At 72.8% G+C, this 26,552-nt stretch carries 12 protein-coding genes and 1 pseudogene; 1 reads left to right on the plus strand and 12 read right to left on the minus strand.

All coding sequences use genetic code 11. The annotated features are described in order from the left end of the window. Positions 1-288: 288 nt before the first annotated feature. Positions 289-5,172 carry an NAD-glutamate dehydrogenase gene (locus tag ACQEVU_RS43090; RefSeq protein WP_433334243.1) on the minus strand — a complete coding sequence of 1,628 codons (4,884 nt, stop codon included), beginning with the start codon at positions 5,170-5,172 and terminating at the stop codon, positions 289-291. A gap of 212 nt (positions 5,173-5,384) precedes the next feature. On the opposite strand from ACQEVU_RS43090, the gene ACQEVU_RS43095 reads away from it, so the two are divergent. Then, positions 5,385-7,274, plus strand: coding sequence for a penicillin-binding transpeptidase domain-containing protein (locus ACQEVU_RS43095; RefSeq protein ID WP_433334246.1), 1,890 nt, complete (start codon positions 5,385-5,387; stop codon positions 7,272-7,274). A gap of 1,002 nt (positions 7,275-8,276) precedes the next feature. Here ACQEVU_RS43095 and ACQEVU_RS43100 read toward each other — a convergent pair. The 11 genes and pseudogenes from ACQEVU_RS43100 to ACQEVU_RS43150 all read right to left on the minus strand — a co-directional run. Continuing rightward, positions 8,277-9,177: pseudogene (locus ACQEVU_RS43100) on the minus strand (arginase family protein); the annotation flags it as partial. Between the two features lie 11 nt (positions 9,178-9,188). Further along, entirely contained in the window at positions 9,189-10,082 is an 894-nt protein-coding gene (locus tag ACQEVU_RS43105) for a tetratricopeptide repeat protein (RefSeq protein WP_433334248.1), read from the minus strand. Between the two features lie 4 nt (positions 10,083-10,086). Next, positions 10,087-10,959, minus strand: coding sequence for an ABC transporter ATP-binding protein (locus ACQEVU_RS43110; RefSeq protein WP_433334250.1), 873 nt, complete (start codon positions 10,957-10,959; stop codon positions 10,087-10,089). Continuing rightward, positions 10,956-13,997: an FtsX-like permease family protein gene (locus tag ACQEVU_RS43115; protein ID WP_433334252.1), complete on the minus strand. Its 3,042-nt coding sequence runs from the start codon at positions 13,995-13,997 to the stop codon at positions 10,956-10,958. The genes ACQEVU_RS43110 and ACQEVU_RS43115 overlap by 4 nt, the downstream gene beginning before the upstream one ends. 136 nt (positions 13,998-14,133) lie before the next feature. Beyond that, entirely contained in the window at positions 14,134-17,103 is a 2,970-nt protein-coding gene (locus ACQEVU_RS43120) for an FtsX-like permease family protein (protein ID WP_433334254.1), read from the minus strand. A gap of 93 nt (positions 17,104-17,196) precedes the next feature. Beyond that, entirely contained in the window at positions 17,197-18,870 is a 1,674-nt protein-coding gene (locus ACQEVU_RS43125) for an acyl-CoA mutase large subunit family protein (protein ID WP_433334256.1), read from the minus strand. Positions 18,871-19,282: 412 nt separating this feature from the next. Then, on the minus strand, positions 19,283-19,966 hold the full coding sequence (locus ACQEVU_RS43130; protein WP_433334258.1) for an Asp23/Gls24 family envelope stress response protein: 684 nt from the start codon (positions 19,964-19,966) through the stop codon (positions 19,283-19,285). A gap of 73 nt (positions 19,967-20,039) precedes the next feature. Beyond that, positions 20,040-21,239, minus strand: coding sequence for a hypothetical protein (locus tag ACQEVU_RS43135; protein WP_433334260.1), 1,200 nt, complete (start codon positions 21,237-21,239; stop codon positions 20,040-20,042). A gap of 768 nt (positions 21,240-22,007) precedes the next feature. Beyond that, the gene (locus ACQEVU_RS43140) at positions 22,008-22,661 is read right to left on the minus strand and encodes an ATP-binding cassette domain-containing protein (protein WP_433334262.1); all 654 of its coding nucleotides are present in this window, start codon (positions 22,659-22,661) and stop codon (positions 22,008-22,010) included. Continuing rightward, entirely contained in the window at positions 22,658-23,509 is an 852-nt protein-coding gene (locus ACQEVU_RS43145; RefSeq protein WP_433334264.1) for an ABC transporter ATP-binding protein, read from the minus strand. The genes ACQEVU_RS43140 and ACQEVU_RS43145 overlap by 4 nt, the downstream gene beginning before the upstream one ends. After that, positions 23,506-26,526, minus strand: a complete 3,021-nt coding sequence (locus ACQEVU_RS43150) for an FtsX-like permease family protein (protein ID WP_433334266.1) — start codon at positions 26,524-26,526, stop codon at positions 23,506-23,508. The genes ACQEVU_RS43145 and ACQEVU_RS43150 overlap by 4 nt, the downstream gene beginning before the upstream one ends. Positions 26,527-26,552 lie beyond the last annotated feature (26 nt).

The raw sequence follows: 26,552 nt of genomic DNA on the forward strand, positions 1-26,552 counted from the left end.
CGCGGCACATCCAGCGCCAGCCCCACTGAGCGTGCCCCGACACGCATCCAGGCGGCGTGCCCGCGGTAGCGGTTCACCGCTAGCCGACGTCGGTCGGGCCATAACGTCAGGCCATAACATCGTGCACCTCGGACGCTTACACGATGATTTATCATCATTTTCCGCCTGACGGGGTATAAATCCGACATGTCGGGCGCGGAGCGCCCGACATGTCGCGCCCAACAAACGCCGGCTCGGGTCCGGCTGCCCGCAATGAGGGAGCCGGACCCGAGCCAGGGTCGAGCGGAACTACGCGGCCGAAGCGCGGACCAGCGTGCGGATCTGGCGGAGCAGGACCGAGATCGCGGCCAGGTCGCCCGGCGACTCGCCGAACTCGCCGATCGCGTTGCGCGTGCGCGCGATCGACGTCGCGTTGCTCTGCTCCCACTCGTGGACGCGGGCCTCCGGGTCCGCCTCCGGTGACGTGGCGTTGAGCACCTCGGCCGTGAGGGCGGCCAGCGCGGCGTACAGGTCGTACCGCAGCGCCATCCGGGCCAGCGTCTGCCAGCGGTCCTCGCGCGGCAGGGCCGAGATCCGCGACAGCAGGTCGTCGACGCGGAAGCGCTCCGACAGCAGGTAGTACACCGTGGCCACCTCGCTGACGTCGCGGCCCGTGGCCGAGGCCACCTCGACGATGTCGAGGACGCCGAAGCCGTACATGATGCGGGTCGTGATGTCGGCGATCTCCTCCGGCAGGCCCAGCTCGCGCAGGCCCTCCGCGTTGGCGTGCAGCGCCTCGCGCTCGCGGCCGCGGAAGAGGGTGTCCAGCTGCGGCAGCAGGCGGGCGATGCCTGGTCGCAGGCGGGCGATCTCGCCGGGCACGTCGATCGGCAGGCGGCGGTTGGAGACCAGCCAGCGCACCGCCCGGTCGAGCAGGCGGCGCATCTCGAGGTAGACCGCCGTCTGGGACTGGGTCGGGATGCGGTTGTCGAGCGACTCCACCGCCCGGCGCAGTTCGCCCAGGCCGTAGACCTCGCGGATGACGACGGAGGCGCGCAGCACGTCGGCGGCGCCGGCGCCGGTCTCCTCCGAGGCGCGGTGGAAGAACGACGTGCCGCCGCGGTTGACCGCCTCGTTGACGACCGCGGTGGTGACGATCTCGCGGCGCAGCGGGTGCTCGGCCATCGCCTCGACGAACCGCTCGCGCAGGGCCGTCGGGAAGTACGCCACCAGGACCTCGTTGGTCCAGTCCTCGTCCGGCAGGTCCGAGTCGAGGATCTCGTGCTCGAGCACGATCTTGACGTAGGAGAGCAGGACGGCGAACTCGGGCGAGGTCAGGCCGACGCCGATCGCCGCGCGCTCGTCGAGCTGCTCGTCGGTGGGCAGGCCCTCCAGCGCACGGTCCAGCTGGCCGCGGCGTTCAAGATCCGCAATGAGCCGCTTGTGTACGGGCAGCAGCGACCGCGACTGCGCCCGCGCGTTGCCCAGGGCCGTGGCCTGGTCGTAGTTGTCGCGCAGGACCAGCTCGCCGACCTCGTCGGTCATCTCGGCCAGCAGCGGGTTGCGCTCGGCCGGCTCGAGGTCGCCGGCGGCGACCGCGCGGTCGAGCAGGATCTTGATGTTGACCTCGTGGTCGGAGCAGTCGACGCCGGCCGAGTTGTCGATGAAGTCGGTGGCGATGCGGCCGCCGTTCAGCGCGTACTCGATGCGGCCCGCCTGGGTCAGGCCCAGGTTGCCGCCCTCGCCGACGACCTTGGCCCGCAGCTCCCGGCCGTTGACCCGGATGTAGTCGTTGGCCTTGTCGCCCACGTCGGCGTGCGACTCGCCGGTCGACTTGACGTAGGTGCCGATGCCGCCGTTCCAGAACAGGTCCACCGGCGCGGCGAGGATGGCGTGCATGACGTCGTTCGGGGCGAGCGGGCCGTCGGTGGTGATGCCCAGCGCCGCCCGGGCCTCGTCGGACAGCGCGATCGACTTGGCCGTGCGGGGGAACACGCCGCCGCCGGCCGAGATCTTCGAGCGGTCGTAGTCGTCCCACGACGAGCGCGGCAGGTTGAACAACCGCGACCGCTCCTCGAAGGAGACGGCGGCGTCCGGCGCCGGGTCGATGAAGATGTGCCGGTGGTCGAACGCCGCGACCAGGCGGATGTGCGGCGAGAGCAGCATGCCGTTGCCGAACACGTCGCCGGACATGTCCCCGACGCCGACCACGGTGAACTCGGTCGTCTGCGTGTCGACGCCGAGCTCACGGAAGTGCCGCTTGACCGACTCCCACGCGCCCTTCGCGGTGATGCCCATCTTCTTGTGGTCGTACCCCGCCGAGCCACCCGAAGCGAACGCGTCGCCGAGCCAGAACCCGTACCGCACCGAGATCTCGTTGGCGATGTCGGAGAACGTCGCCGTGCCCTTGTCCGCCGCGACCACCAGATACGGGTCGTCGGGGTCGTGACGCACCACGTCCGGCGGGGCGACAACCTTGCCCCCGTCGAGGTTGTCGGTGACATCGAGCAGGGCGGAAATGAACAGCTGGTAGCAGGCCACCGCCTCGTCGCGGTCCCCCGCGTTCTGCTTGAGCACGAACCCGCCCTTGGCGCCGGTCGGCACGATGACGGCGTTCTTCACCATCTGCGCCTTGACCAGCCCCAGGATCTCGGTGCGGAAGTCCTCGCGCCGGTCGGACCAGCGCAGGCCGCCGCGGGCGACGGCGCCGAAGCGCAGGTGCACGCCCTCGAACCTCGGCGAGTACACGAAAATCTCGAACCGCGGGCGCGGCGCCGGCAGATCCGGGATGGACTGCGGGTCGAGCTTGAAGGCGGTGTACGACTTGGGCCGCCCACCGTCACCGCGCTGGAAGAACGACGTGCGCAGCGTCGCCTGGATCAGGTGCAGGAACGAACGCAGGATCCGGTCCTGGTCGAGGCTCGTGACCTGGTCGAGGTCGGCGTTGATGGCCGCGACCAGCTCCTTGGACTGCACCGAGCGGGTCGCCTCGGACAACTGCAGCCGGGGGTCGAACCGGGCCGCGAAGAGCGCGACGAGCTTGGAGGCGATCGCCGGGTACGCCAGCAGCGTCGTCTCCATGTAGTCCTGGGAGAACACCGTGCCGGCCTGGCGCAGGTACTTGGCGTAGGCGCGCAGCACGACGACCTCGCGCCAGGTGAGGCCGGCCTTGAGCACCAGGGTGTTGAAGTTGTCGACCTCGGCCTCGCCGCGCCACGTCGCCGAGAACGCGTTCTCCAGGTGGGGGCGCACGTCGACGATCGCGCGGGAGTCCGGCGGCAGCTGCAGGCCGAAGTCGTACAGGTAGATCGTGCCGTCCGAGCGGACGATCTCGTAGGGCCGCTCGTCCGTGACCTGCACGCCGAGGGAGTGCAGCACCGGCAGGACGGCCGAGAGGATCATGGGCTCGCCGTACCGGAACACCTTGAAGCGGATGTCGGACTCGTCCTGGCGCCGGCGGTACACGTGCATGACCAGCTGCCCGGGCTCGTCGAGCAGCTCGAGCTTGGCGACGTCCTTGACCGCCTCATAGGGCGTGTGCTCGTCCTTGTACGTCTCCGAGATCGCCGCGCCGTAGCGCTGGTACAGCACCTTCGCCTGGTGCTCGTCGTTGAGCTTGCGCTCCAGCACCAGCCGGAAGTCGTCGTCCCACAGGCGGGTCGCCTCGGACAGGCGCTCGGTCAGGTCCTCGACGTCGATGTCGCCGGGCGGGTTGCCGGGCTCGGTGCGCACGATGAAGTGCACGCGGGCGAACTTCGACTCGCTCACCCGGGTCGTGTAGTCCACGCCGACGCCGTTGAGCTCGGCGAGCAGGATCTGCTGGATGCGCAGCCGGTTGGCCGTGGTGAACCGGTCCCGCGGGAGGTACACCAGGCAGGAGATGAACCGGCCGTAGGCGTCGCGGCGCAGGAACAGCTTGAGCTGGCGGCGCCCGGCCATGCGCAGCACGCCCATGGCCGAGTGGTACAGCTCCTCGGTGCTGATCTGGAACAGCTCGTCGCGCGGGTAGGTCTCCAGCGTCTCCATCAGGTCCTTGCCGGAGTGGGAGCGCGGCGACAGCCCCGAGCGCTCGACCACCTCCGCGACCTTGCGCTTGACCACCGGCAGGTCGCGCACGCTGGTGCGATACGCCGCCGAGGAGAACAGCCCGAGGAAGCGCTTCTCCCCCACGACGTTGCCCTCGTGGTCGAACTGCTTGAAGCCGATGTAGTCCAGGTACGCCGAGCGGTGCACGGTGGCCCGGGAGTTGGCCTTGGTGATGATGAGCAGCCGTTTCTCGAGCGCCTTGGCGTAGGCCTCCGCCGTCATCGACGACAGCACCCGCGGCTTGACCTGGTCGGCGCGCAGGATGCCCAGGCCCGAGCCGAGCACCGCCTGCAGCAGCTCCTCGCCGTCCTCACCCTTGATCAGCCGGTACTGCCGGAAGCCCAGGAAGGTGAAGTGGTCGTCCACGAGCCAGCGCAGCAGCTCGACGGAGTCCGTGATGTCCTTGTCGGGCACCGGCAGCTGCGCGCTGCCGAGCTCGTCGGCCAGCGCGAGGGCCTGCGTGCGCATCTTCGGCCAGTCCTCGACCGCCTCGCGCACGTCGGTCAGCACGCGGGTCAGGTCGGTGCGCAGCTCCTCGAGCTCGGCCTCGTCGCGGATGCGGTCGACCTCGATGCGGATCCAGCTCTCGACGATGTCCCCGGCGATCGCGTCCTCCGGCTCGACCCCGGCGTGGATCTCCTCCAGCGCCCCCAGCGGGGCCCGGCGCAGCACGACCAGGGGGTGGACCAGCAGATTGACGTCGATGTTGCGCGAGGACAGGGCGCTGGTCACCGAGTCGACCAGGAACGGCATGTCATCGGTGACGATCTCCACCGAGGTGCCGCCGGTGACGCTCAGCCCGAGCCGGAGCTTGAGCTCCCCGGGCGTTCGCTGCTGCGCCAGCTCCAGGTGCGACTTGGTCGCCTCCACCATCTTCGCGACGTTGCAGGCGGCCAGCTCCTCGTCGGGAACCAGGCGCCAATAGGCGGCCACCAGTTCGGGGTCGGCATCCTGGGCGGCGGCCAGCACGACCGCCTCCGCCACCAGGTGCTCCGCGTTGGGCACTACCTGCTCCAGCTCATCATCCTCGGCCGCCGCGTCTGGGGTCCGAGCGCCGTGTAAGCCTCGTGCGTCGTCCTTCACCGGGGTTGCCCCTGGCCGGTTCATCGGTTGTTCTCCCCTCGCCCACCACGTTGTGGGTTGTCCTGCCTCAGCCTAAGACGTCCGCGCGGCTCCGCACGTGCTTGGGGGATCAGCGTTTGCCGTCCGGTTCACCATCGTCGAATACCCGATCAACCCGGCCACGGCGTACAGAATTGTCCTACTTATGCGATCTTGTGACGTGCAGATCGGTGCTTTCATAGCGCAGAATCGCCCACATGGCCGTTTCACTCCGTCGCGTCACCGCCCTCGCCGCCGCCCTGGCGCTGCTCGGCACGCTGCCCGCGTGTTCCAGCAAGCCGCCGGACGACTCGTTCAAGACCTTCCTCGGGGCCTGGGAGAAGGGCAACATCGCGGGCCTGAAGTTCCTTGGTACGGACGGTAAAGCCCTCACCGGCGACGCCGCGCAGAAGCTGCTGACGACGGTGTCGGGCGATCTGGCGGCGGCGCCGCCGAAGCTGACCCTCAAGGGCTCGCCCGTGGTCAAGGACGACAACAGCAGCGCCGTCGTGCACGTGGCGTGGCCGGTGGCGGACTCGACGTGGGAGTACGACACGACGGTCGACGCCAAGCGCGTCGACAAGCAGTGGACGGTCATCTTCGGCGCGAAGACCATCAACCCGCAGCTGGAGGCCACCGACAAGCTCTCGGTGCGCAAGAGCGCCGGCCCGCGCGGCAGCATCCTCGACGGCTCCGGCCAGCCGATCGTGAGCAGCAAGCCCGTCGTGATCGTCGGCGTCCAGCCCCGGTCGATCACCGACATCAACATCGTCGTCAAGAATCTGACAGACGCCTTCAAGCAGGCCAATGTCGCGGTCGACCTCAGCGGCCTGCCGGACCAGGTCAAGAACGCCAAGCCCGACGCCTTCGTGCAGATCATCACGCTGCGCAAGGAGGTGTACGACGGGATCGCCAACAAGCTGAACTCCACGCCCGGCGTCATCACCCGGAACTCGACCCAGTCCCTCGCCCCCTCGGCGCAGTTCGCCCGGGCGCTGCTGGGCACGACCGGCGAGGTGACGAAGGAGATCATGGACAAGAACCCGGGCAAGTACAAGATCGGCGACGTCGTCGGCCTGTCCGGGCTCCAGCAGCGCTACGACTCCGACCTGCAGGGCAAGGCCGGCGTGAAGGTCGTCGTGCCCATGCCCACCGGCACGCCGGACAAGGAGCTCTTCGCGACCGACCCGACGGCCGGCACGCAGATCAAGCTCACCCTCGACGTCAACCTGCAGAACGCCGCCGAGCAGGCCCTGGCCGGCGAGACCCGCCGCTCCGCCCTCGTCGCGATCCGCGTCAGCACCAACTCGATCGTGGCGGTGGCCAACGGCCCGGGCGCGGCCCCGAACAACTTCGCGCTGACCGGCCAGACCCCGCCCGGCTCGATGCTCAAGACCGTCACCGCGCTGGGCGTGCTGGACAAGGGCATGACCGGCGAGAGCATGGTGGCCTGCCCGAAGAACCTCACGGTCGACGGCCGCACCTTCAAGAACTCCCACGACGAGGAGCTCGGCAACGTACCGCTGCGCACCGACTTCGCGAAGTCCTGCAACACGGCCTTCGCCTCCCTCGCACCGCAGCTGGCCCCGGACGGCCTCGGCAAGACGGCGGCCAGCCTCGGCATCGGCGTCCCCTGGGACCTCGGCGCGGACGTGTTCTCCGGCAAGGTGTCGGTGAACGGCTCGAAGGCCGAGCAGGCCGCGGCCGCCTTCGGCCAGGGCACCAACCTGGTCTCCCCGGTCGTGATGGCCGGCGCCGCGGCGGCGGTCGCGCGCGGCCAGTGGAAGCAGCCGCAGCTGGTCCTGGAGCCGGCCCCGAAGAGTCCCGCGCCGGACGGCCCGCAGCTCAACCCGGCGTCGCTGGACGCGCTGCGCGCGATGATGCGCCAGGTCGTCACGGACGGCACGGCGAGCCAGCTGAAGGACCTGCCGGGCGACCTGCGGGGCAAGACCGGCACGGCCGAGTACGACAACAACCCGGCCCACACCCACTCGTGGTTCATGGGGTACCGCGGAGACATCGCCTTCTGCGTCTTCGTCGAGAACGGCGGCGCCTCGACCGCGGCCGCGGTCCCGATCGCCGGCAAGTTCTTCCAGACCACCGGCTGATCCTCCGCACGCGCACAAACGGCCGGCCCGGGGTCCTCGCCCCGGGCCGGCCGCCGCGTTTGTGCCCTTAGCTCGTCGTCTCTTCTTCCTCGACCGGCGTCCGCGCCGCCGGCACGACATCGGTCAGCGGCGACTCGGGCGAGTCGGCCGGGCGGGCGAGCCTCCCCGGCCCGCGCCGGCTGCCCTGCGCCGGCACGAACGGGGACGCGTCGCTCCCTCCCGCGGGCCGCAGCCCGCCGGGGCCCATCGAGTCCCGCGGCAGCGACTCGAGCGACAGGCCCGCCGACCGCCGCCCCCGCCCGCGAAGCCAGCTGGGCCGCCCGTCGCCGCGCTCGTCCCCCTCGTCGGCGCCCGCTTCCGTCACAGGCGCCACCTCGGTGACGTCGGCTTCCGTCGCAGCTGACACATCAAGGACGTCGGCTTCCGTCGCAGCCGCCACCTCAGGGGCGTGGACTTCCGTCTCGGCCGGCATCTCAGGGGCGTGGACTTCCGTCTCGGCCGGCATCTCAGGGGCGTGGACTTCCGTCTCGGCCGGCATCTCAGGTGCGTCATCGACGGCGTCGTCAACGGCCTCGGCGACAGTCTCGACGACCTCGTCCTCGGGCTCGGCCGCCGCATCCACGGTCGCCGCCATATCCGACATTTCCGAAATTTCCGGTAGGCGCGCACCCAGGATCGCCCGGGAATACGCGGTCAGCCCGGCCCGCGGCGCCTCGGTCTCGACGGCGGACGGGGCCGGCGGCGCAGCGTCGGCCTCATCCTCGAACGGCGCGGACGCCGAAAGGTCATCCTCCGGCGAGGGGTCACTCTCCAACGGCTCGAGCACCCGAAGTCCGGCCGCCGCCGGAGGAAGCGGCGCCTCCGGAGGCAGCGCTGGGCTCGGAACCCGCGGGGTGATCAGCGGCGGGGCCGAGATCGGCGGCGCCGACACCGGGGCGGCGAACGGCGGCGCCGAGATCACCGGGTCCGGCGACGCCGCGACCAGGGCCGACGACGTGATCAACGGCTCCAGCCCGGCGACGAGGACGTCCGTGACCTCGGCCGCGTACTGGCCGTCGGGGTCGTAGTCCGGGTCGAAGACCGTCACCTGGGCGCCCAGGCAGCGCGGGTCCGACACCAGGCCGCTGAGCAGGATCTCCAGCTCGCGGTAGGCGATGCCGCCGACATCGGGGGCGTCCACCGCCGGCATCACGGCGGGGTCGAGCACGTCGACGTCGATGTGGACCCAGAAGCCGGCGCAGTCGCGGAGCTGGTCGCGGGCCCACTGGGCGGAGCGCGCCGCGCCGTCCGAGCGCAGTTCCGGCACGGCCCGCGCGACGATGCCCGCGGCCTGCAGGTCCAGGCGGTACTCGTCGTGGGTGCGAATGCCCAGCAGCGCGACGTCGACGTCGCGGAAGTACGGCCGGCGCTGCTCGATCGAGGAGAGGTTGGCCTGGCCGCGGCCGGTCGCCAGGGCCAGGGCCTCGCCCGCGGCGGCGCCGACGTAGGAGGCGTTGCCCTCGTGGCGGAAGTCGGAGTGGCCGTCGACGTAGATCAGGCCGATGCGGCCGCCGGCCTCGTTCTGGTGGCGGCGCATGGCCAGCCCGGCGCCGAGCAGGATGGAGCAGTCGCCGCCGAGGACGAGCGGGAAGTCACCCGAGGCGAGGATGGTCCCGATCCGGTCGGCCAGGCGGCGCACGAAGGCGGCGATCTCGGCGGACTGGGCCACGCCGTCGCCGGGCTGCCACCCCGCCGGGTCGTACCGCGGCGGGGTGACGCAGCCCGCGTCGCGCGCGCCCAGGCGCGTGAGCAGGTTGTGGTCGCGCAGCGCGCCGGGCGCCTTGGCGCAGCCGGGCACCGAGGTGGCGGTCGGTGGCCGTAACCCCAGGTTGCTCGGCGCGTCGACGACGGCGATGCGGCGCAATGCGGGCGCCGTCAGAAGAGCGCGCTCGCCAGTGCCCGGCGGGCCTTGGCGACCGCGGGGTCGTCCGGGCCGGCGACGGTGAACAGCGAGACGAGGTGCTTGCGCACGGTCTCGCGGTCGTCGCCCGGCGTGCGGCGGATGAGGTCGACCAGGCGGGTGTACGCCTGTTCGGCCTCGCCGGTCAGCACCTCGACGTCGGCCGCCAGCAGCTGGGCCGGGATGTCGTCGGGCGCGGCCGAGGCGGCGCTGAGCACGACGGCCGGGTCGAGACCCTCGGTGCGGCGCAGCAGCCCGACCTGCGCGAGGCCGGACTCGGCGACCGCGTCGTTGGGCGTCTCGGCGAGGATCTTGCGGTAGGCCGCCTCGGCGGCGTCCAGGTCGCCGTCGGCCATCGCGTCGTCGGCCGCGAGCAGGCGCGGGTCCTCGGGGTGCTCGACCTCGACGCCGGCCGCCTTGAGCACCGCGTCGATCCACTGGCGCAGGTGCGGCTCGGGCAGCATCTGGTTGAACGCGTCGACGGGCTGGCCGCCGACGATCGCCACCACGAACGGGATGTTCTGGATCCGGAACATCTGCGCGAGGCGCGGGTTGGCCTCGATGTCGACCCGGGCGAGCACCCACGCGCCGTCGCCCTCGGCGGCCAGCTTCTCCAGCAGCGGAGAGAACTGCTGGTGCGGCGCGCTCATGTCGACATAGAAGTCGAGAACCACCGGCACGGTCAGCGAGCGCTGGATGACGTCGTCCTGGAACGACGCCTCCGTGACGTCGATCACATGGTCGCCGGCTGATGCCGCGGGGGCTGGCTGGCTGGCGCGCTGCGCTGCGGCCGCATTGCTGCGGGCCAGGGCGCCGAGGTCCACCGCCCCGCGGGTGAAGATCGACTGAGACTGGCGTGGGTCGCTCATGGGCCTAGTTTTGCACGTGCCCCATGTGGTCTGCCGCAAGTGATCGGTCGGATCCACCCGCCACCAGCGTCACGGCCCCGTCGATGTGCTCGACGGTGAACAGCGTTCCGGGCGGGAAGTCGCCAAGAACCTCGGGCGGCAGCTGTACCGTGCCGTCGCCCGCGACCACCGCGAAGTCCTGGCCGTCGCGGCCCTCGGCGCCGACCCGCCCGTCGCGGATGGTCACCGCGCGGCCCAGCCGGGTGCCGACCTCGCTGTCGTGGGTGACGACGACGATCGTGGTGTTGCGCTCGCGGTTGACGGTCTCGAGGGCCTCGAGCACCTCGTCGCGGCCGTGCGTGTCGAGCTGGCTGGTCGGCTCGTCGACGAGCAGCAGGCCGGGGCCGGCCGCGATGCCCACCGCGAGGGCGGCCCGCTGCCGGGCGCCGGGGGCCAGCTCCTCGATGCGGGCCCGGCCCAGCCCGGGCAGGCCGACCAGGTCCAGGATGCGGTCGGGGTCGTCGAGCTTGATGCCCTCGGTGCGCGCGGCCCGCCGCTGGGCGAGCCAGATGTTGCGGTGCAGCGACGCATACGGCAGCAGGTTGCGCGCGGCGCCCTGCAGCACCACGCCGATCTCGGTGCCGCGCAGCCGGGCGATCTCGCCGTCGGAGAGCTTGCCCATGTCGTACGTCCCGATGTTGACCCGTCCGGCGGAGGGCCGCATGAGGCCGGCGAGCAGGGCGATGAGCGTGGACTTGCCCGAGCCCGACGGCCCGACGAGGGCGAGGGTCTCCCCCGGCCCGATCGAGAGGTCGACACCGGCGAGGGCGACGACGTCGCCGGCCTCGGCGCGGTAGATGTGCACGACCCGCCGGCAGGCGACCGCCAATCCGTTCATCGTCCCCGTCCCTTTCGCTGGGTGGTTGCCGCCCGCAGCCGGGCGCCGGCCACGACGGCGGCGCCGCCGAGCACGATCGCGGCCGCGGCCCAGGCGGCGGCGACCGGCCCGGGCGACGGCCAGTAGGAGGCCTGGAAGCCGTGCGGGTCGTCGCTGAACACCGGAAGATACTCCCGCACCAGCAGCCAGCTGGCCAGGGCCGCGAACGGCGCCAGCACGGCCGCCGTGACGACCAGGATCAGGTAGCCGTTGGCGCCGGCGTCGCGGCGGGCCACGCCCTGGGCCCGCAGCGCGCGCAGCTCCCCGGCCCGGCGCAGCCGGTCGAGGCCGGCGACCAGCCACAGCGCGCCGATGGCGAGCACGACCGCAAGGGCGCCGGCGAGCTCGTGGAAGCGCAGCGCGACGGCCGGGCCCTGCTCCTCGAGGGCCTCGCGCAGCGGGCCGACGGCCCGGTCGCCCGTGACCGTCAGGCCGGCCGCCCGGACCTTGTCGAGGATGTCCGGCGGGGCATTCGGCCCGAGGAAGATCTGCGGGTACTCCGCGTCGCCCCCGTCGGTCGCCAGCCGCTCCGCGTACTCCATGTCGACCAGCCCGCCGCCGTACGCCAGCTTCGGCACCGTGTCGACCTCGCCCGCGATGGTGATCGACTGGCGGGTCGCGTCGAGGCCGGTCATGTGGTCCCCGATGCCGGCCGTGCGGGCCATGATCACAGGCAGCGGCGAGGGCGCGTCGGTCGGCATGATCCGCACGGCCACGTCGGCGCCCTTGTACCCGCTGATCTCGGCCCGCAGCCCGTCGGCGGCCCGGGTGAGGGTCGGCACGAGCAGCTTGGGCCCGGGCGACTCCGGGGTGCGCCAGCCGTCGGTGTCGGCGAACGCCTCCTCGTCGACGACCTTGGCGCCGTGCTGGCTGAGGCTGTGCAGCGTCATGGTCACGTCGAAGCCGCGCCCCTCCGGCTGCTGCATCGCCAGGGCCGCGAGCCGGCATTTGTTCACGCACATCGGCAGGTTGCGCGTGTACGTGTGCCGGCCGGTCTGCACGGCGCCGAGGTCGACCTCGCCGGGGTCGGAGCCGTCGGAGGGGATCACGACCGCGACCCAGTGCACCCGGAACGCGTCGACGAGCGAGTCGATGGTGACGTCCAGGGACAGTTCCTTGTTGTCGACCTCGATCGTCTCGCGGCCGGTGTCGGGGCGCAGCAGCTCGGCCGCCTTCCCGGCCGGCAGCTTCGGGTCGTCCCAGAGCGCGGTGGCGGCGAGGGCCCGGCTGTCCACGGCCATCATCGGCGGCACGGCGGTGTCCTCGGAGACCGGCAGCATCACGGTCGCCATCGCAAACTTCCCGTCCGGGTCGATCGAGCGGACCCGGGCCAGCAGCGAGGCGCGGCTCATCGGCTCGACGGACAGCACCCGCGAGGCGCCGAGCTCGACGCGGGCGCGCCGGTTGCGGGCGTCGGCGGAGGCGCTGGCCGCCGTCGAGGCGAACACGAGCAGGCCGATGGCGACGACGAACAGCGCCAGCACGCGCTGGGTGCCGGGGCGGCGCGAGAGCGCGTAGGCGGCGAGCGTGGGCCCGATCCGGCCGCGGCGCATGGCCCGCCGGCCGGCCCGCTCGGCGATCGGCAGCACGGCCCGGGCGGCCACCAGCGCGACGGCGATGACGATCGCGGACGGGGCGAACAGCGCGAAGCCGGTCAGCCCGCCCCCGCCCCGGCGCAGCTGCACGACGGCGACGATCGCGAGGACCACGACGACGACCTCGAACACCGGCGCGCCCCAGCGCGAGACCCGGCTGGGCACGTTGCGCAGAAGGTCGACGGTGCGCTTGGCGAGCTCGGCGCGCTGGGCCAGCAGGGCGGCGACGAGCGCGCCGCCGAGCGCGGCGAGCGACCACCAGTTGAGCCCGGCCGTGAGCGTCACGTCGCCGGAGGAGCTCAGCAGGACCCAGGCGGCGAGCCGGACGAGGTAGTGGCCGAGGACGAAGCCGACCACGGCGCCGCCGAGGATCGGCACGATGCTCTCCCCGGCCGCGAGCCACCAGCGCCGCGGGGTGGTCACGCCGCGCAGCGAGAAGAGGCCGAGCTCGCCGCGCCGCTCCTGGGTCGCGGCGGCCACGGCGATGAAGAGCACGAACCAGCACAGCAGCACCAGCGGTACCGCGGCGACCGGAACGACCTCGGCGACCAGGTCACGGTCGCCGTTGATCCGGGTGAGCAGGGCCGGCAGCTCGGTGTGCACGGCCGCGTGGCCGGGCAGCGCCTGCAGCTTGTCCTTGCCGCTCTGCACCGAGGCGTTGATGCCGTCCAGCGACTCGCGGGTGATCGCCGAGCCGTCGATGACGACGTCCAGCGCCTGCTTCTCGGGGCCGTGCTGGAACGCCTCCATCGTCAGCCGCGAGGCGAAGGCGGGCTCGGTGGTCAGACGCGCGGTCGGGCGGGTGTTGAAGTAGTCGGCGTCGGACCAGTACTGCTCGGACTTGTTCTTCGGTTCGAAGGCCCCGACCAGGGTGAGCGTGACCCGCGGGCCGGCCTCCACGAAGTCGGCGCCCTGCGGGTCGGTGGCGGCGAAGGCGGCCTCGAAGGTGTCGCCGATGTGCAGCCCGAGCTGCTGGACGGCCGCGGCGCTCAGCACGATCTCGGTCTCGCTGACGAAGCACCGGCCGGCGGTGAAGTGCAGGTGGGCGCAGACGTCGTCGCGGTACACGAACCGCGGCGCGATCTTGGAGATCTTCGGGTCGTTCGGGTTGATGACGAGGTCGTACTCGGCGCTGAACACGCTCGCGAAGCCGCCGCCGCTGAAGATCTGCGGCACGAGGTTCTCGAAGTCGTGGTCGCCGGGCGACGGCTGGGTCAGGCGGGCCTGCACGACCCGCTCGGCCGGCGCCGCCGCGGCGACCTCGCTGCGCACGACGGAGCGGTCGGCCGTCGCCGAGTACACGGGCGCGCTGACCGCGGCGGCCATGGCGAACATGGCCAGCAGGAAGGCCGTCAATGCCTGCCCGGGCCGGGCCCGCACCATCGACAGGACCAGCCCGATCACGCCGCCACCTCCGCAAGCTCCGGTGTCGGCGCGATCGCCGAACTGTGCCCATGGTGAGCGGCCCCGACACCCAGTCTGGCTCGATGAGGCTTCGCGCCGATCGACCCAGACCGGGCGCCGCTCCGCTCCGGACCGCTCACGGTGCGCTCCAACCGTCGGCGAAGTAGGGAAGGACGTCGCCGATGTAGGCGCGGATGAGCGCGGCGAGTATCAGCCCGAAGAGCAGGGACGCGCCGGCCAGCACGAGGTAGCCCTCGATGCTCACCCGCTTGACCAGGCGGGCCGGCGCGCCCTGGGCCCGCAGCGCGCCGAGTTCGCGGGCCCGCGGCCGGCGCTCCACGGCGGCCACCACGCTCGCCGAGCCGATCGCGAGGATGACCCCGACGATCGCCGAGAGCAGCATGAACTGCAGGGTGAGCGGCGGGCCGAACGAGGCGTAGAGGTCGGCGACGCCGGCCGTCGACTCGTCGCCGAGCACGATCAGCCCCTGGTCCTGCAGCCGCTTCGTCATGTCGGCCGGCGCGCCCTTGCTGAGCCACACCTGCAGCGACTCGCCGGCGCCGAAGTCGGCGCCCAGCCGGTCGGCGTACTCGAGGTCGAGCAGCACGCCCTTGTCGCCGAGGCGCGGCAGCCGCAGCGCGGTGCCGGCGATCGACTCGGAGATCGAGATCGAGCCGTAGCTGACCCGCTGGTCGCCGACGAGCCGCGGCTGCAGCTTCGTGGCCCGGATGGTGGGCAGCGGGGCGGGGCTGTCCAGCGGGTACACGCCGGGGTCGGCGGCGCCGCCGGGGCGCACCGGCGCGACGGTGAGCTTCAGCCCGTCGGCGACCGGGGTGACGATGAGGTTGGGCGGGCTGCCGTTGACGCCGAGCCGCCATCGGGTGCGGTCGCCGAGCAGGTCCGGGCCCAGCACGGCCGAGCCGCCGCCCTGGGTCATGCCGTGCACGGTCACCTCGACCCCGGGCCGCGAGGCGAAGAACGTCTGCTTGGCGAGCGTGGTCTGCATGATCTGCAGCGAGCTGAGCCGGCAGCCGGGCGCGGTCGCGCACGCCGGGACCTGCGCCGACAGCGCGTGGCGGCCCTCGGCGAGCGGGCCGAGGCGGGCGGTCAGCCGGACCCCCTTCGGGTCGGCGAGCACGACGTCGAGGTACACCAGCCGGTCCTTGTCGAGCACCGTGTAGTGGTTGGTGACGTCGAGCTCGAGCGTGGCGCCGGTGACGGCGACGGCCTTCGGGGCCTCGGGGTGCAGCAGCGCGGCGGTGGCGGCGGCGCTCGCCCCGTACTCCGGGCGCCACGTCGCCACCTGCGCCAGGCGCGGGCTGTCGACGAGCAGCACCCGGTCGTTGCCCGAGCGCACCGACTCGACCACCGCCATCGCGCTGTGGCCGCCCGGGTCGGCCGCGCGCACCGCGTTGAGCAGGGCGAGCCGGTTTTCGGCCCGCACGGAGAGCACCCGGTCGGCGCCGACCTCGAGCTCGGCCCGGGCCCGGCCGGCGTCGCGCCCGGCGCTCCAGGTCAGCGCGGAGGTGCACAGCAGGGCGACGGTCACGATCATCAGCGCGGCCAGGCGGTGCACGCCGGGCCGGCGGGCCAGGTAGATCGCGGTGAGCGCGCGGGCGGGGTGGCCGTGGCGCAGCGCCCCCTCGACGGCCCGGCTCGCCGTGAACGTGATGAGCCGCGCCGCGACCAGCGCGAAGGCGAGGGCGGCGAGCCCGGGCGCGAGCAGCGCGAGGCCGGCGGCGTCCCCGGCCGCCCGGTGCTTGACCTGGTAGACGGCGGCCACCGCGAGCGCGACGAGGAGCAGGTCGAACAGGTCGCGCCAGATGCGGGAGCGGGCCGAGCCCTGGCGCAGCAGCTCGGAGACGCTGGAGGCGAGCGAGCGCCGCTCGGCCAGCATCGCGGCGAGCAGTGCGCCGAGCACGGCCAGCGCGGCCGCGCCGGCGGACAGCGTCGCCGCCTGCTCGTTGACCGTGGCGTCGTGGATGGAGCCGGAGACGGCGGTTGCGGCGGCGTACCCGACGGGGAGGCCCAGCACCGCGCCGACCAGCATCGGCAGGGCGCTCTGCCCGCTCACCAGCGCCCAGGTGCGCGCCCGCGTGGCGCCGCGCAGCTTCACCAGGCCGATGTCGGGTCGCCGTTCCTCGCCGGTGTACTTCACCGCCAGATACAGCGCGAACCAGCACAGCACCAGCAGCTGGAAGGCGCCTACCGGCACGCCGAGCGAGATCAGCCGCCGGTCCCGCTCGACCTTGTCGATGGTCGACTGCAGCTGGGTGTTGAGCGTGAGCCGGTTGTTGCCGGCCTCCACGGTGGCCGCGTTGAGCCGGTCGCGGACCTCGTCGGGGGCGTTGTCGACGAGCAGCGTCGGCCCGGCCACCATGTCGACGACGGTGCGGACCGGGATCGTCAGCCCCTTGTCGAAGGTCGCCGGCGCGGTGAGCATCGCGTCGTCGACCGGCTCGGTGATCCCCGGGTCGGCGCTGGTCGGCAGCGACTTGGCGACGAGCTGGTCGTTGCTGCTCCAGAACGGGTCGTTGGGGTCGTCCGGGCGGTAGATGCCGACGACCTTGAGCACCATGGGCTTGGGCAGGCCGGAGTTGGCGTACAGCACCGTGGCGCCCGGCTGCACCTGCAGCCAGCGGGCGGTGCGGTAGCTCACGGCGACCTCGCCGGCCGCGCTGGGGCAGCTGCCCTCGATCGAGGCGTGGTTGCAGGCGTCGGTGCGCAGCGTGAGCGGCGAGTCGGTGCTGTGCGGGGCGCCGGTCTTGGCCGGGTCGTCCGCCGGGGGCATGACGGCCTGGCCGGGCAGGAAGGCCTCGGTGTAGGTGGTGAAGCCGGACAGCCCGACGATCCGCTGCGTCCGGTCCGCCTCGGCGGCCAGCTGCGCCTCGATCGAGCCGCCCTCGACGGGCCCCTCGCCGAGAGTCTCGAGCGATCGCTCCCCGATCGGCGCGCTCTGCACGTGCCGGTTCGCGATGCGCTCCGTTGAGGCCAGCACATACCAGGGCGACGCCGCCGCAGCGGCCGCGGCCAGCGTGCTGAGCAGCAGCAACGTCAGCGCCTGGGCGCGCCGGGCTCGCAACGCTGCGAGCACGAGTGCGAGCAAGGCCCCTCCCCGTGGTCAAGGTCGTCCTAGGTAGACCAGCGAGGGAGGGGACCGGTTGCCGAGCTGTATTGCGGTTGGATAACGCCCGTCTTACTAGAACCGGGCGGGCTCGCGATAGATGCCCCACTCGTCCTTGAGCGCCCCGCAGATCTCGCCCAGGGTCGCCTCGGCCCGGCACGCGTCGAGCATGGACGGGATCATGTTGTCGCCGTTCTTCGCCGCGGCGACCATGCGCTCCAGCCGCTCCTTGACCGCGGCGTTGTCCCGCCCGGCGCGGCGGGCCGCGAGCAGCCTGTTCTGCTCGGCCTCGACCTCGTGCGACACGCGCAGGATGTCCAGGTCGCGGGTGATCGAGCCGGTGTGCACGTTGACCCCGACGACGCGCTTGTCGCCCTTCTCCAGCGCCTGCTGGTACGCGAACGCGCTGTCGGCGATCTCGGACATGAACCAGCCGTCCTCGATCCCGCGCAGGATGCCGCTGGTGATCGTCCCGTCGCCGCCCATCTCGCGGATCCGGGCGAAGACCGCCTCGGCCTCGGCCTCGATGCGGTCGGTCAGCGCCTCGACGAACCAGGCCCCGCCGAGCGGGTCGGCGACGTTCGTGACGCCGGTCTCCTCCATGAGCACCTGCTGGGTGCGCAGCGCGATCTCGGCCGCCTCGTCGGTCGGCAGCGCCAGCGTCTCGTCCAGCGCGTTGGTGTGCAGGGAGTTGGTGCCCCCGAGCACGGCGGCGAGGGCCTCGACGGCGGTGCGGACCACGTTGTTGTACGGCTGCTGGGCGGTCAGCGAGACCCCGGCCGTCTGCGTGTGGAAGCGCAGCCAGAGCGCCTTCTCGCTGGTCGCGCCGTAGACGTCGCGCAGCCAGCGGGCCCAGATGCGCCGCGCCGCGCGGAACTTGGCGATCTCCTCGAAGAAGTCGATGTGCGCGTCGAAGAAGAAGCTCAGCCCGGGCGCGAACGCGTTGACGTCCAGCCCGCGCGACTGCCCGAGCTCGACGTAGCCGAAGCCGTCGGCCAGCGTGAACGCGAGCTCCTGCGCGGCCGTCGCCCCGGCCTCGCGGATGTGGTACCCGGACACCGACAGCGGCTTGTAGCGGGGGATGTTCCGCCCGGTGTACTCCATGAGGTCGCCGATCAGGCGCAGGTGCGGCTCGGGCGGGAAGAGCCACTCCTTCTGCGCGATGTACTCCTTGAAGATGTCCGTCTGCAGCGTGCCGTCGAGCCGCCCGAGGTCGGCGCCCTGGCGCTCGGCGGCTACGAGGTACATGCAGAAGACCGGAACGGCCGGCCCGGAGATCGTCATGCTGGTCGTCACGTCGGCGAGCGGGATGCCGTCGAAGAGCACGTCCATGTCGGCCGCGGAGTCGATGGCCACGCCGCAGTGCCCGACCTCGCCCAGCGACTGCGGGTCGTCGGAGTCGCGCCCCATGAGGGTGGGCATGTCGAAGGCCACCGAGAGCCCGCCGCCGCCCGCGCCGAGCAGCATCTTGTATCGCTCGTTGGTCTGCCGCGCATTGCCGAACCCGGAGAACTGCCGGATCGTCCACGTGCGGCCGCGGTACCCGGTCGAGTGCAGCCCCCGGGTGTACGGATACTCGCCCGGCCAGCCGATACGCTCGAACCCGGGGACGTCGGCCCCTTCCGGCGGCCCGTACACGGGCTCGACCGGGGTCCCGGACAGCGTGGTGAAGTCGGCGCCGCGCTTGCGGGCCTCGTCGAAGCGGCGCTGCCAGCGCGCGCGCCCCTCGGCGATCTCGTGGGCGTCCATAGGTGTCGGCGCTCCTCCGGGTGCGGCGGTGTATGTCCGTCCCTTAGATGCTAACCGTCACCTGAACGATCGCTAAGGCCGCGCGCCGCCAGCCCCGGCCTGGCCCGACTCGTCCCACCTCGGCACGCCACGGCCCGGCCCGGCCCGGCTCGGCCCGGCCCGGCTCGTCCCGGCCCGGCTCGTCCCGGCCCGGCTCGTCCCGGCTTGGCCCGTCCCGGCTTGGCCCGTCCCGGCTTGGCCCGGCCCGGCTTGGCCCGGCTCGTCCAGGCCCGTCCCGGCCCGGCTCGTCCAGGCCCGTCCCGGCCCGGCTCGTCCCGACCCGGCCTGGCCCGGCTCGGCCCAGTGCCGTCTTGCCCGATATGTCCGGCGCTGGCGCGCCGGACATATCGCCAATTTCGTATTTTCTCGGGTTTTATTGGTAGTCCGCGGCGCGGGCCTCGCCGTTGCCCGGGCGCTCCTTGTCCTTCTCGTCCACGTGCACGTCGTCGACGACGATGTCCACCGCGGTCACCTCGAGCCCCAGCAGGTTCTCCACCGAGCTGATGACCTTGGCCCGCACCTTCTCGGCGACCGAGTACACGACGAAGCCGTACTCGATCACCAGCGTCACCCGCACCGTCGCGTTGCGGCCCTCGAGGCGCACGGACACGCCCCGGTTCGAGGACTCGCCATCGCTGTCGCCCAGCCCGATCCGGTCGCGCACCGCCGCGAACACCCGCGCAACGTCGCCGCCCAGGTCGTACACGCCGGGGACCTCGCGCGCCGCGATGCCCGCGACCTTCTCGACCACCTCGTCGGCGATGGTCGTGGTGCCGCGCTCGGCGGCCAGCTCCGCGTTGTTGCGCAGCCGGTCGACCACCTGCGAGGCGATGCGCCCGGACGCGGCCGCGGTGTTGCTGGCGAACTCGCCGACCTTGTCGGCGGCGCCGGCCGCGAACGTGGTGACCTTCTCGGCCGCCTCGTCCAGCCGCGAGTGCTCCTGCTCGGGCGCCCCCGCCTGCGCCGGCACGACGGCCTGCGCCGACGTCGTGGTGGAGGCCGGCTCGACCACGGCGAGCGCGTCGCCGGTCATGTCGGGGTCGTCAACTTGCGTCATCGTCGTTCTCCCGTCCCCAGGTCTCAAAACGCCCGCAGCGTACTCGCGCCGCGCCACGGTGGGGACCCTCCGTTCAGGCGCCGTAGGTCGCCTGAGTCACGGCGAACACGTTGCGGTGCCCGACCGTCTCCTGCAGTGACCAGAGCAGGTCCGGGTTCGCGTCGTCCTCCCAGTAGCTGAGGCTCTCGCCGCCGCCCACCCAGCCGTACGTGTGGGCGCCGTCGGCGGGCGTCCAGTAGTACAGCTGCTTGGATCCCGAGGAGTTGAACCACCAGCGCCCGTTGTGCGAGGCGACGCCGTTGAGCTTGTACCAGGGCAGCTGCAGCGCCTGCGAGGCCGTCGTCGCGGCCGCGAACGTCGTGGCGCCGGCGGCGAAGGGGAAGCGCACGGCCCGCGGCGCGCGGTTCGGGTAGTCGGTGCATCCGGACGCGCAGGTGTACTCCACCATCACGATCGACTTGCTGACCCGGTCCAGCGAGATCGACGACCAGGCCAGCGCCGTGCCGGAGGTGGTGGCCGCGGTGACCGTGCCGACCTGGGGCAGGACGTAGGCGTAGTTGTGCGCGTAGTACGTCGCGCCGTCGCTCTGCCGCCCGATCTGCCCGGCGGTCCCGCCCGTGTCCGTCTTGAGGATCTTGCGCATGTCGAACACCCGCATGCCGTGGGCGGTGTCGGCGACGTAGAGGTAGTCGCCGTACCACGAAACCCCACCGGCATGAATCACGACGTCCCGGAAGCTCGGCGCGGCCGTCGTGCCGGTCGCCTCGACGAGCAGGATCTTGCGGTACTTGTTCGGGTACGTCGCATCCCAGTCGACCAGCGTGATCCGGCTGCGGGCGGAGGCGCCGTCACAGCCGTCCTTGGTGTACCAGCTGACGAGCACCAGCTGGTGTCCGTCGTAGTTGCCGCTGTTCGCGGTGCCGATCGCGTCGCGGCTGGTGGTGATCCCCTGCGGGTAGTTGGCGCAGTCACCGTTGTCGCCGTCGTCGAAGCGGAACCCGGTCTGGTACCCCGCGATCCCCAGCGAGTCGGTGATCCCCGTCCGATCGTGGTTGGCGTTGTCCATGACGGTGTGCACGGGCGCGGTACCGAGCTTGGCGACGAGCGCGCTGTTGAGCGCGTCGTACTTGTGGTAGTCGGCGCTGAGCGTGTACTGACCGGCGGGCAGCGTGCTCGGCGCGGCCGCCGCGGACGCCGCCGGTACCGCGACCACGCTGCCGATGACGACCGCAGCCCCCGCGGCCACGATGAGCAGATGCCGACGCAGTTTCATGCCACTTCCTCCCCGTTCACACGCACATCGATCATCGTCACAATACGCGCTTCTCCCTCAACCGGACACAGTGCTCATTTCGATAAGTCGGGCGCTGGCGCGCCACGACTTATCGGACTTATGCCCCGACAGGCGAAATATCCGATAAGTCGTGGCACGGAGTGCCCGACTTATCGTTGTGCGCACCTGCCGGGCGCGGCGGCACGACCGTCGAGTCGGCGTCGGGAACCCGCCTTGTCGGCGCGGTCGCGGCCTTCGGTCAAGCCAGCCGCCGGAACGTTCCGCCCGCCCCGGGCACCATGCCGTCAGCCCGTGGCCCGGCCGCGACGCCACGGGCACCGGCCGCCGGAGCGGCCCGTCCCAGGCACCATGCCGTCAGCCCGTGGCCCGGCCGCGACGCCGCGGGCACCGGCCGAAGGAGCGGCCCGTCCCAGGCACCATGCCGTCAGCGCGGCCCAGCCGCGTCGCCGCGGAGTGCCGAAGCCCGTCAACCAGCGAGCCGAGCCTGCCGATGGGCGTGCGCTCACCCATGACGTCGACGCGGAGGTGGCGCTGGAGGCGCACGGGCAGAACCTGCTGGTAGAGGTGGCCGGGCGCCCGATTTATCGCCTGTCAGGGTATAAATGCGAAATGTCCGGCACGAAGTGCCTGGACATTTCGCATAAAGCAGCGGTAACAGCATCCGACGCCGCCGTACGTGCGCGGCGGCGCCGGATGCGCTCAGAGCACCAACACTGCGAGGACGAGCGCAGCGAGCGGCCGGAAGGTTCAGCCGCGCACGAGCTGGGCCGCGCCGTCCGACAGGTGCAGCTCGCGATCGCAAGCCGCGGCGGCCTCCGGGTCGTGGGTGGCGAAGACGACCGCGGCGCCGCGCCGGGCCTCGTCCTGCAGCAGCTCCATCACCCGCTGCCGGTTCGTGGCGTCCAGCTCGCTCGTCACCTCGTCGGCCAGGAGCACGGCGCCGTGCAGCGCCAGTCCGCGGGCGATCGCCGTGCGCTGCTGCTGGCCGCCGGAGAGCTCCTCGACGAGCTGGTCCGCCTGGCCGGCCAGGCCGAGGCGCTCCAAGGAGGAGACGGTGGCGCGGCGGGCGTCCGCGGGGGCGGCGCCGCCGGCGATCATGGCGACCTGGATGTTCTCCTGGGCCGTCAGGATCGCGGCCAGGCCGTTGTCCTGCGGGATGAGTACCACGCGCTCGGCCACGGCGTGGTCGCGGTCGCGCAGCGGCGTGCTGTCGACCGACACGACGCCCGCGGCGGGGCGCAGCAGGCCGGCCATCGCCCACAGCAGCGTCGTCTTGCCCGCGCCCGAAGGGCCGGTGACGGCCAGGATCTGGCCCGGGGACACCACGACCGACACGTCGCGCAGGACGGGGCGGTCCCGCTCGTACGCGACCGTGACCCCGTCGACCGTCAGCGTCTTCACGAAGCACCCTCCACATTGGCTCGAGCGGGGACCAGCAGCACCGTGCCGTCGGGCTGGGGCTCGACGCCCACCAGCGTTCCGGGCGGCAGCATGCGCAGCACATCCTGCGGCAGGTGCACCGTACCGTCGCGACCGATCACCGCGTAGTCCTCTCCTCGCCGGCCCTCGGCGCCGACCCGGCCGTCGCGGATGGTGACGGTGCGACCCATGCGCAGGCCGACGTCCGGGTCGTGGGTCACGACCACGACGGTCGTGCCCGCCCGGCGGACCGCGTCGAGGGCCGTGAGCACCTCGTCGCGCGCCCGGGTGTCGAGCTGGCTGGTCGGCTCGTCCGCGAGCAGCAGGCCCGGCCGTCCGGCCAGCCCCACGGCGAGCGCCAACCGCTGGCGCTCACCAGGAGAGAGTCGCTGCGGGCGCTGCCGGTTGCGTCCCCGCCCCGACAGACCGACCATCGAGAGCACCTCGCGGGGGTCCGGCAGGTCGCGGCGGCGGTCGCCGGGGACGCCGCGCTGGGCGAAGCGCACGTTCTGCTCCGCGGTCAGGTACGGCAGGAGGTTGCGCGAGGCACCCTGCAGTACGACACCCACATCCGTGGCGCGGAGGGCCTGCAGCTCGCCGGGGGTGGCGCGCACCAGGTCGTGGTCGCCGACCATGAGCCGGCCGGCGGACGGTGGCAGGAGCCCGGCGAGCAGCGACAGCAGCGTCGACTTGCCCGAGCCGGACGGGCCGAGCAGCGCGACCGACTCGCCGGCCGAGATGTCCAGGTCGACGCCGGAGAGCGCGACGACGTCGTAGCCCTCGAGGCGGTAGATGTACACCAGGCCGCGGCACATGATCGAAAGACTCATCGCGCACGACCCAGCAGGCGCAGCACCAGAAGCACGACCACCGCGAAGCCGAGCACGGTCGCCGCGAGGGCGATCGGCAGGGCGCCGAGCGACGGCTCGTACGAGAACGATCCGGCCGGCTCTCCGACGGTCACCAGCGGCACGCCCGGCAGCATCACCAGGGCGCCGACGATGCCGGCGGCGAGGCCCACCACGAGCGGCAGGCCGAGCAGGGCGCGGTACTCCCGGAACAGCGCCCGGCGCAGCTGGCCGGCCCGCACCCCGGCGACCCGCAGCGCGGCGAGCTCGTAGAGGCGGGCGCGGACGCCGACGTAGGCGGTGAGCAGGACCACGCCGAGCGCGAGCAGGATCGCCGCGCCCCCGGCCAGCAGGTACAGCCACAGGCCGAGCGCGGGGGCGCGGCGGGCGAGCTGGTCGGTGTACTGCTGCCGGGACTCGCTCTTGAGGACCTGGATGCCGAGCTGGCCCAGCCGCGCGGCGAGGTCGGACGGGGCGCCGGCGGCGGCCCACACCTCGTAGCGCAGGTTGCCGTTGTCGGCGAGGCTCGCGGTGCGCTCGGCCATGCGGGTGGCGTAGTCCAGGTCGAACATGACCGCGCGCCGGCCGGCCCGGGGCAGGCTGTCGGTGCGGCCGGCGACCAGGAACGGCTGCGGCTGCTCCGAGAAGCCGGGCAGGCTGAAGCTCGCGGCCTTCGCGTCGTCGGTCGGCGCGCCGCCGGCGAGGACGGCCGGCAGGGCTTCGGGCGTGTCGACGTGGTCGACGACCGCGTCGGCCGGGTCGGCGCCGGACACGTCGATGCCCAGCGCCGGGCCCGCGTGCACGGTGACCGTGGCGTCGCCGCTCGCGGGCCGCCGGGCCTGCCAGCGCCCGGCGAGGTCGAAGCCCGGTACGAGCGCGCCGCCGTCGGTGGTCAGGCTCCGGACGGCGACGGTGATCGCGTACGGGTCGCTGCCGCCGGCGGCGCGGCCGACCGCGAGGCCGATGAGCCGGCAGTCGGCGGTGCAGCCGGGCAGGGCCGCGTGGTAGCTGCGGGTGCCCTTGGCCAGCGCGCCGAGGGTGACGGTGCGCGGCGGCTGGCCCGGGTTGGCCACGACCGCGGCCAGGCGCAGGGCCGGCCTGGCCGGCAGGACGTCGACGGTCGCCTCGACGGCGAGGTCCCGGCCGAGGCGCAGCGGGTCGGCCGCGCTCGGGTGCAGCCGGCCGGCGACGGCGTCGAGCTGGTCGCGGGAGTGCCCGCGCCACTCGGCGACGGCGGCCAGCCGGTCGGCCTGGACGCCGAGCAGCTCGATCGGGGCGTTGTCGAAGCGCTGGCTCGCGCGGACGACGGCCATCGCGTGGCCGCCCGGGTCGGCCTTGGCCACGGCGGCCTCGAGCGCGTCGGGGTGGGCGGCGTTGACGGTGTACACCCGGTCGGCCCCCAGCGCGTCCTCGGCGGCGTCCGCGCGCGCCCGCGCGGCGACGTCCCACGCGGTGGCGGCGAAGGACAGCAGCGCGACGGCGACGGTGACGACCACGACGAGGCGCTGCCCGCCCGGGCGCCGCGACAGCTGCGCGGCGGACAGCAGCGGCACGATGCGGCCGCGGCGGCGCGCGATGCGCAGCCGGGCGGCCGACCACATCCCGAGCAGCCGGGCCGCGCCGATGCCGAGCACCATGGCCAGCAGCGGCGGGGCGAGCAGGGCCAGCGGCGACGTGCGGTCGCTCACGGCGGCGACCAGGCTGGCCGCGGCGAGCGCCACGACGATGCCCTCGACGACGCCGGCCTTCCAGCCGCCGCGCTCGGGCACGCGGCGCAGCAGGCCGAGGACCGGGCGGGCGAGCGTCTGGCGGGCGGCGAGCGCGGCCGCGACGATCCCGGCCGCGAACGCGACGCCGGCCGCGGCGAACACCGGCCAGCGCACTTCCACGCCGGTGCCGGGCGCGAGCAGCGCGTCCGCGGCGAGCTGGACCAGCCCGAGCCCGGCGGCCAGGCCCACCGGCACGGCGGCGGCGGTCAGCAGGACCACCTCGCCGAGGCCGAAGCGGGCCGCCCGCCCGGACGCGTACCCCCGCAGCTTGGCCAGCGCGATCTCGGGCGCGCGCTCCTCGGTGAGGGACGCCACGAGCAGGAAGAGCACAAACCAGCACAGCAGCAGCAGCGGTACGGCAATGACGGGCGCCGTGCGCGCAATCGCGCTCTGGTCGGTGTCGATGTCGTGCAGGACCGCCGGCAGGGTGGTGGTGACCTCGAGCTCGTGGCCGCGCATACGGTCGCCGAGGGTCTGCAGGCTCTGGCGCAGCGGCGCGACGTCGTCGAGGTGGACCCGGCCGGTCAGCAGCGGGTACTCCAGCCGCGTCGACAGCGTCGCCGACGCCTCCGCGCGCAGGTCGTCCTCGGTGAGGCTGAACAGGGAGTCGGCCCGCTCCCCCTCGCCGTCGGCGCCGGCGCTGAAGTAGGCGGTGCGGCCCCAGTACGCGGCGTTGGCGTCCTTCGGGGAGTACAGGCCGCTGATCTTGAAGCTCTTGTCCCGGCCGGCGCCGGCCGGGCCGAGGTGCACGGTGAGGGTGTCGCCGGTCTTGAGGCTGTGCGCGGCCGCGGTGCGCTTGCTGACCGCGACCTCGCCCGCCTCGTTCGGGCAGGCGCCGTCGAGGTCGAGCTGCGAGCACACGTCCTGGCGGAACGCGAGGCGGCCGGTCGCGCCGGCGTAGGTGACCTCCGTGTCGATGGCCGCGACCGGGCGGTCGAGGCGTTCGTCGAGAAACTTGTCCTTGTCGAGGGCCGCGTTCATGGCCAGCCGGATCTCGGCGAGGTCCATGAAGGCGGCGCTGTCCTTACCGCCCTTCGCGCCGACGGTCAGCCCGGTCGCGTCGGTGGACGCGGCGGACAGGCCGTCGGTGAGGACGGACTGCTGCGCGGCCCGGCTGTACGCGGGTGCGAGGACGGCCGCCGTGGTCGCCGTGACGGCGATGAGAAAGACCACGAACGACCGACCGGCCCGGTACCGGATGCCGCGCAGCATGACGGTCCAGGCCGTCAATGTGAGCTCCCTGGTGCTGGTGTAGC

The sequence above is a fragment of the Dactylosporangium sp. CA-139066 genome (assembly GCF_050936175.1).
Lineage (GTDB): Bacteria > Actinomycetota > Actinomycetes > Mycobacteriales > Micromonosporaceae > Dactylosporangium.

Coding starts and splice junctions, on each gene's coding strand:
- ACQEVU_RS43090 (WP_433334243.1), bottom strand. CDS start 5,172: ATGAACCGGCCAGGGGCAACCCCGGTGAAGGACGACGCACGAGGCTTA.
- ACQEVU_RS43095 (WP_433334246.1), top strand. CDS start 5,385: ATGGCCGTTTCACTCCGTCGCGTCACCGCCCTCGCCGCCGCCCTGGCG.
- ACQEVU_RS43105 (WP_433334248.1), bottom strand. CDS start 10,082: ATGAGCGACCCACGCCAGTCTCAGTCGATCTTCACCCGCGGGGCGGTG.
- ACQEVU_RS43110 (WP_433334250.1), bottom strand. CDS start 10,959: ATGAACGGATTGGCGGTCGCCTGCCGGCGGGTCGTGCACATCTACCGC.
- ACQEVU_RS43125 (WP_433334256.1), bottom strand. CDS start 18,870: ATGGACGCCCACGAGATCGCCGAGGGGCGCGCGCGCTGGCAGCGCCGC.
- ACQEVU_RS43130 (WP_433334258.1), bottom strand. CDS start 19,966: ATGACGCAAGTTGACGACCCCGACATGACCGGCGACGCGCTCGCCGTG.
- ACQEVU_RS43135 (WP_433334260.1), bottom strand. CDS start 21,239: ATGAAACTGCGTCGGCATCTGCTCATCGTGGCCGCGGGGGCTGCGGTC.
- ACQEVU_RS43145 (WP_433334264.1), bottom strand. CDS start 23,509: ATGAGTCTTTCGATCATGTGCCGCGGCCTGGTGTACATCTACCGCCTC.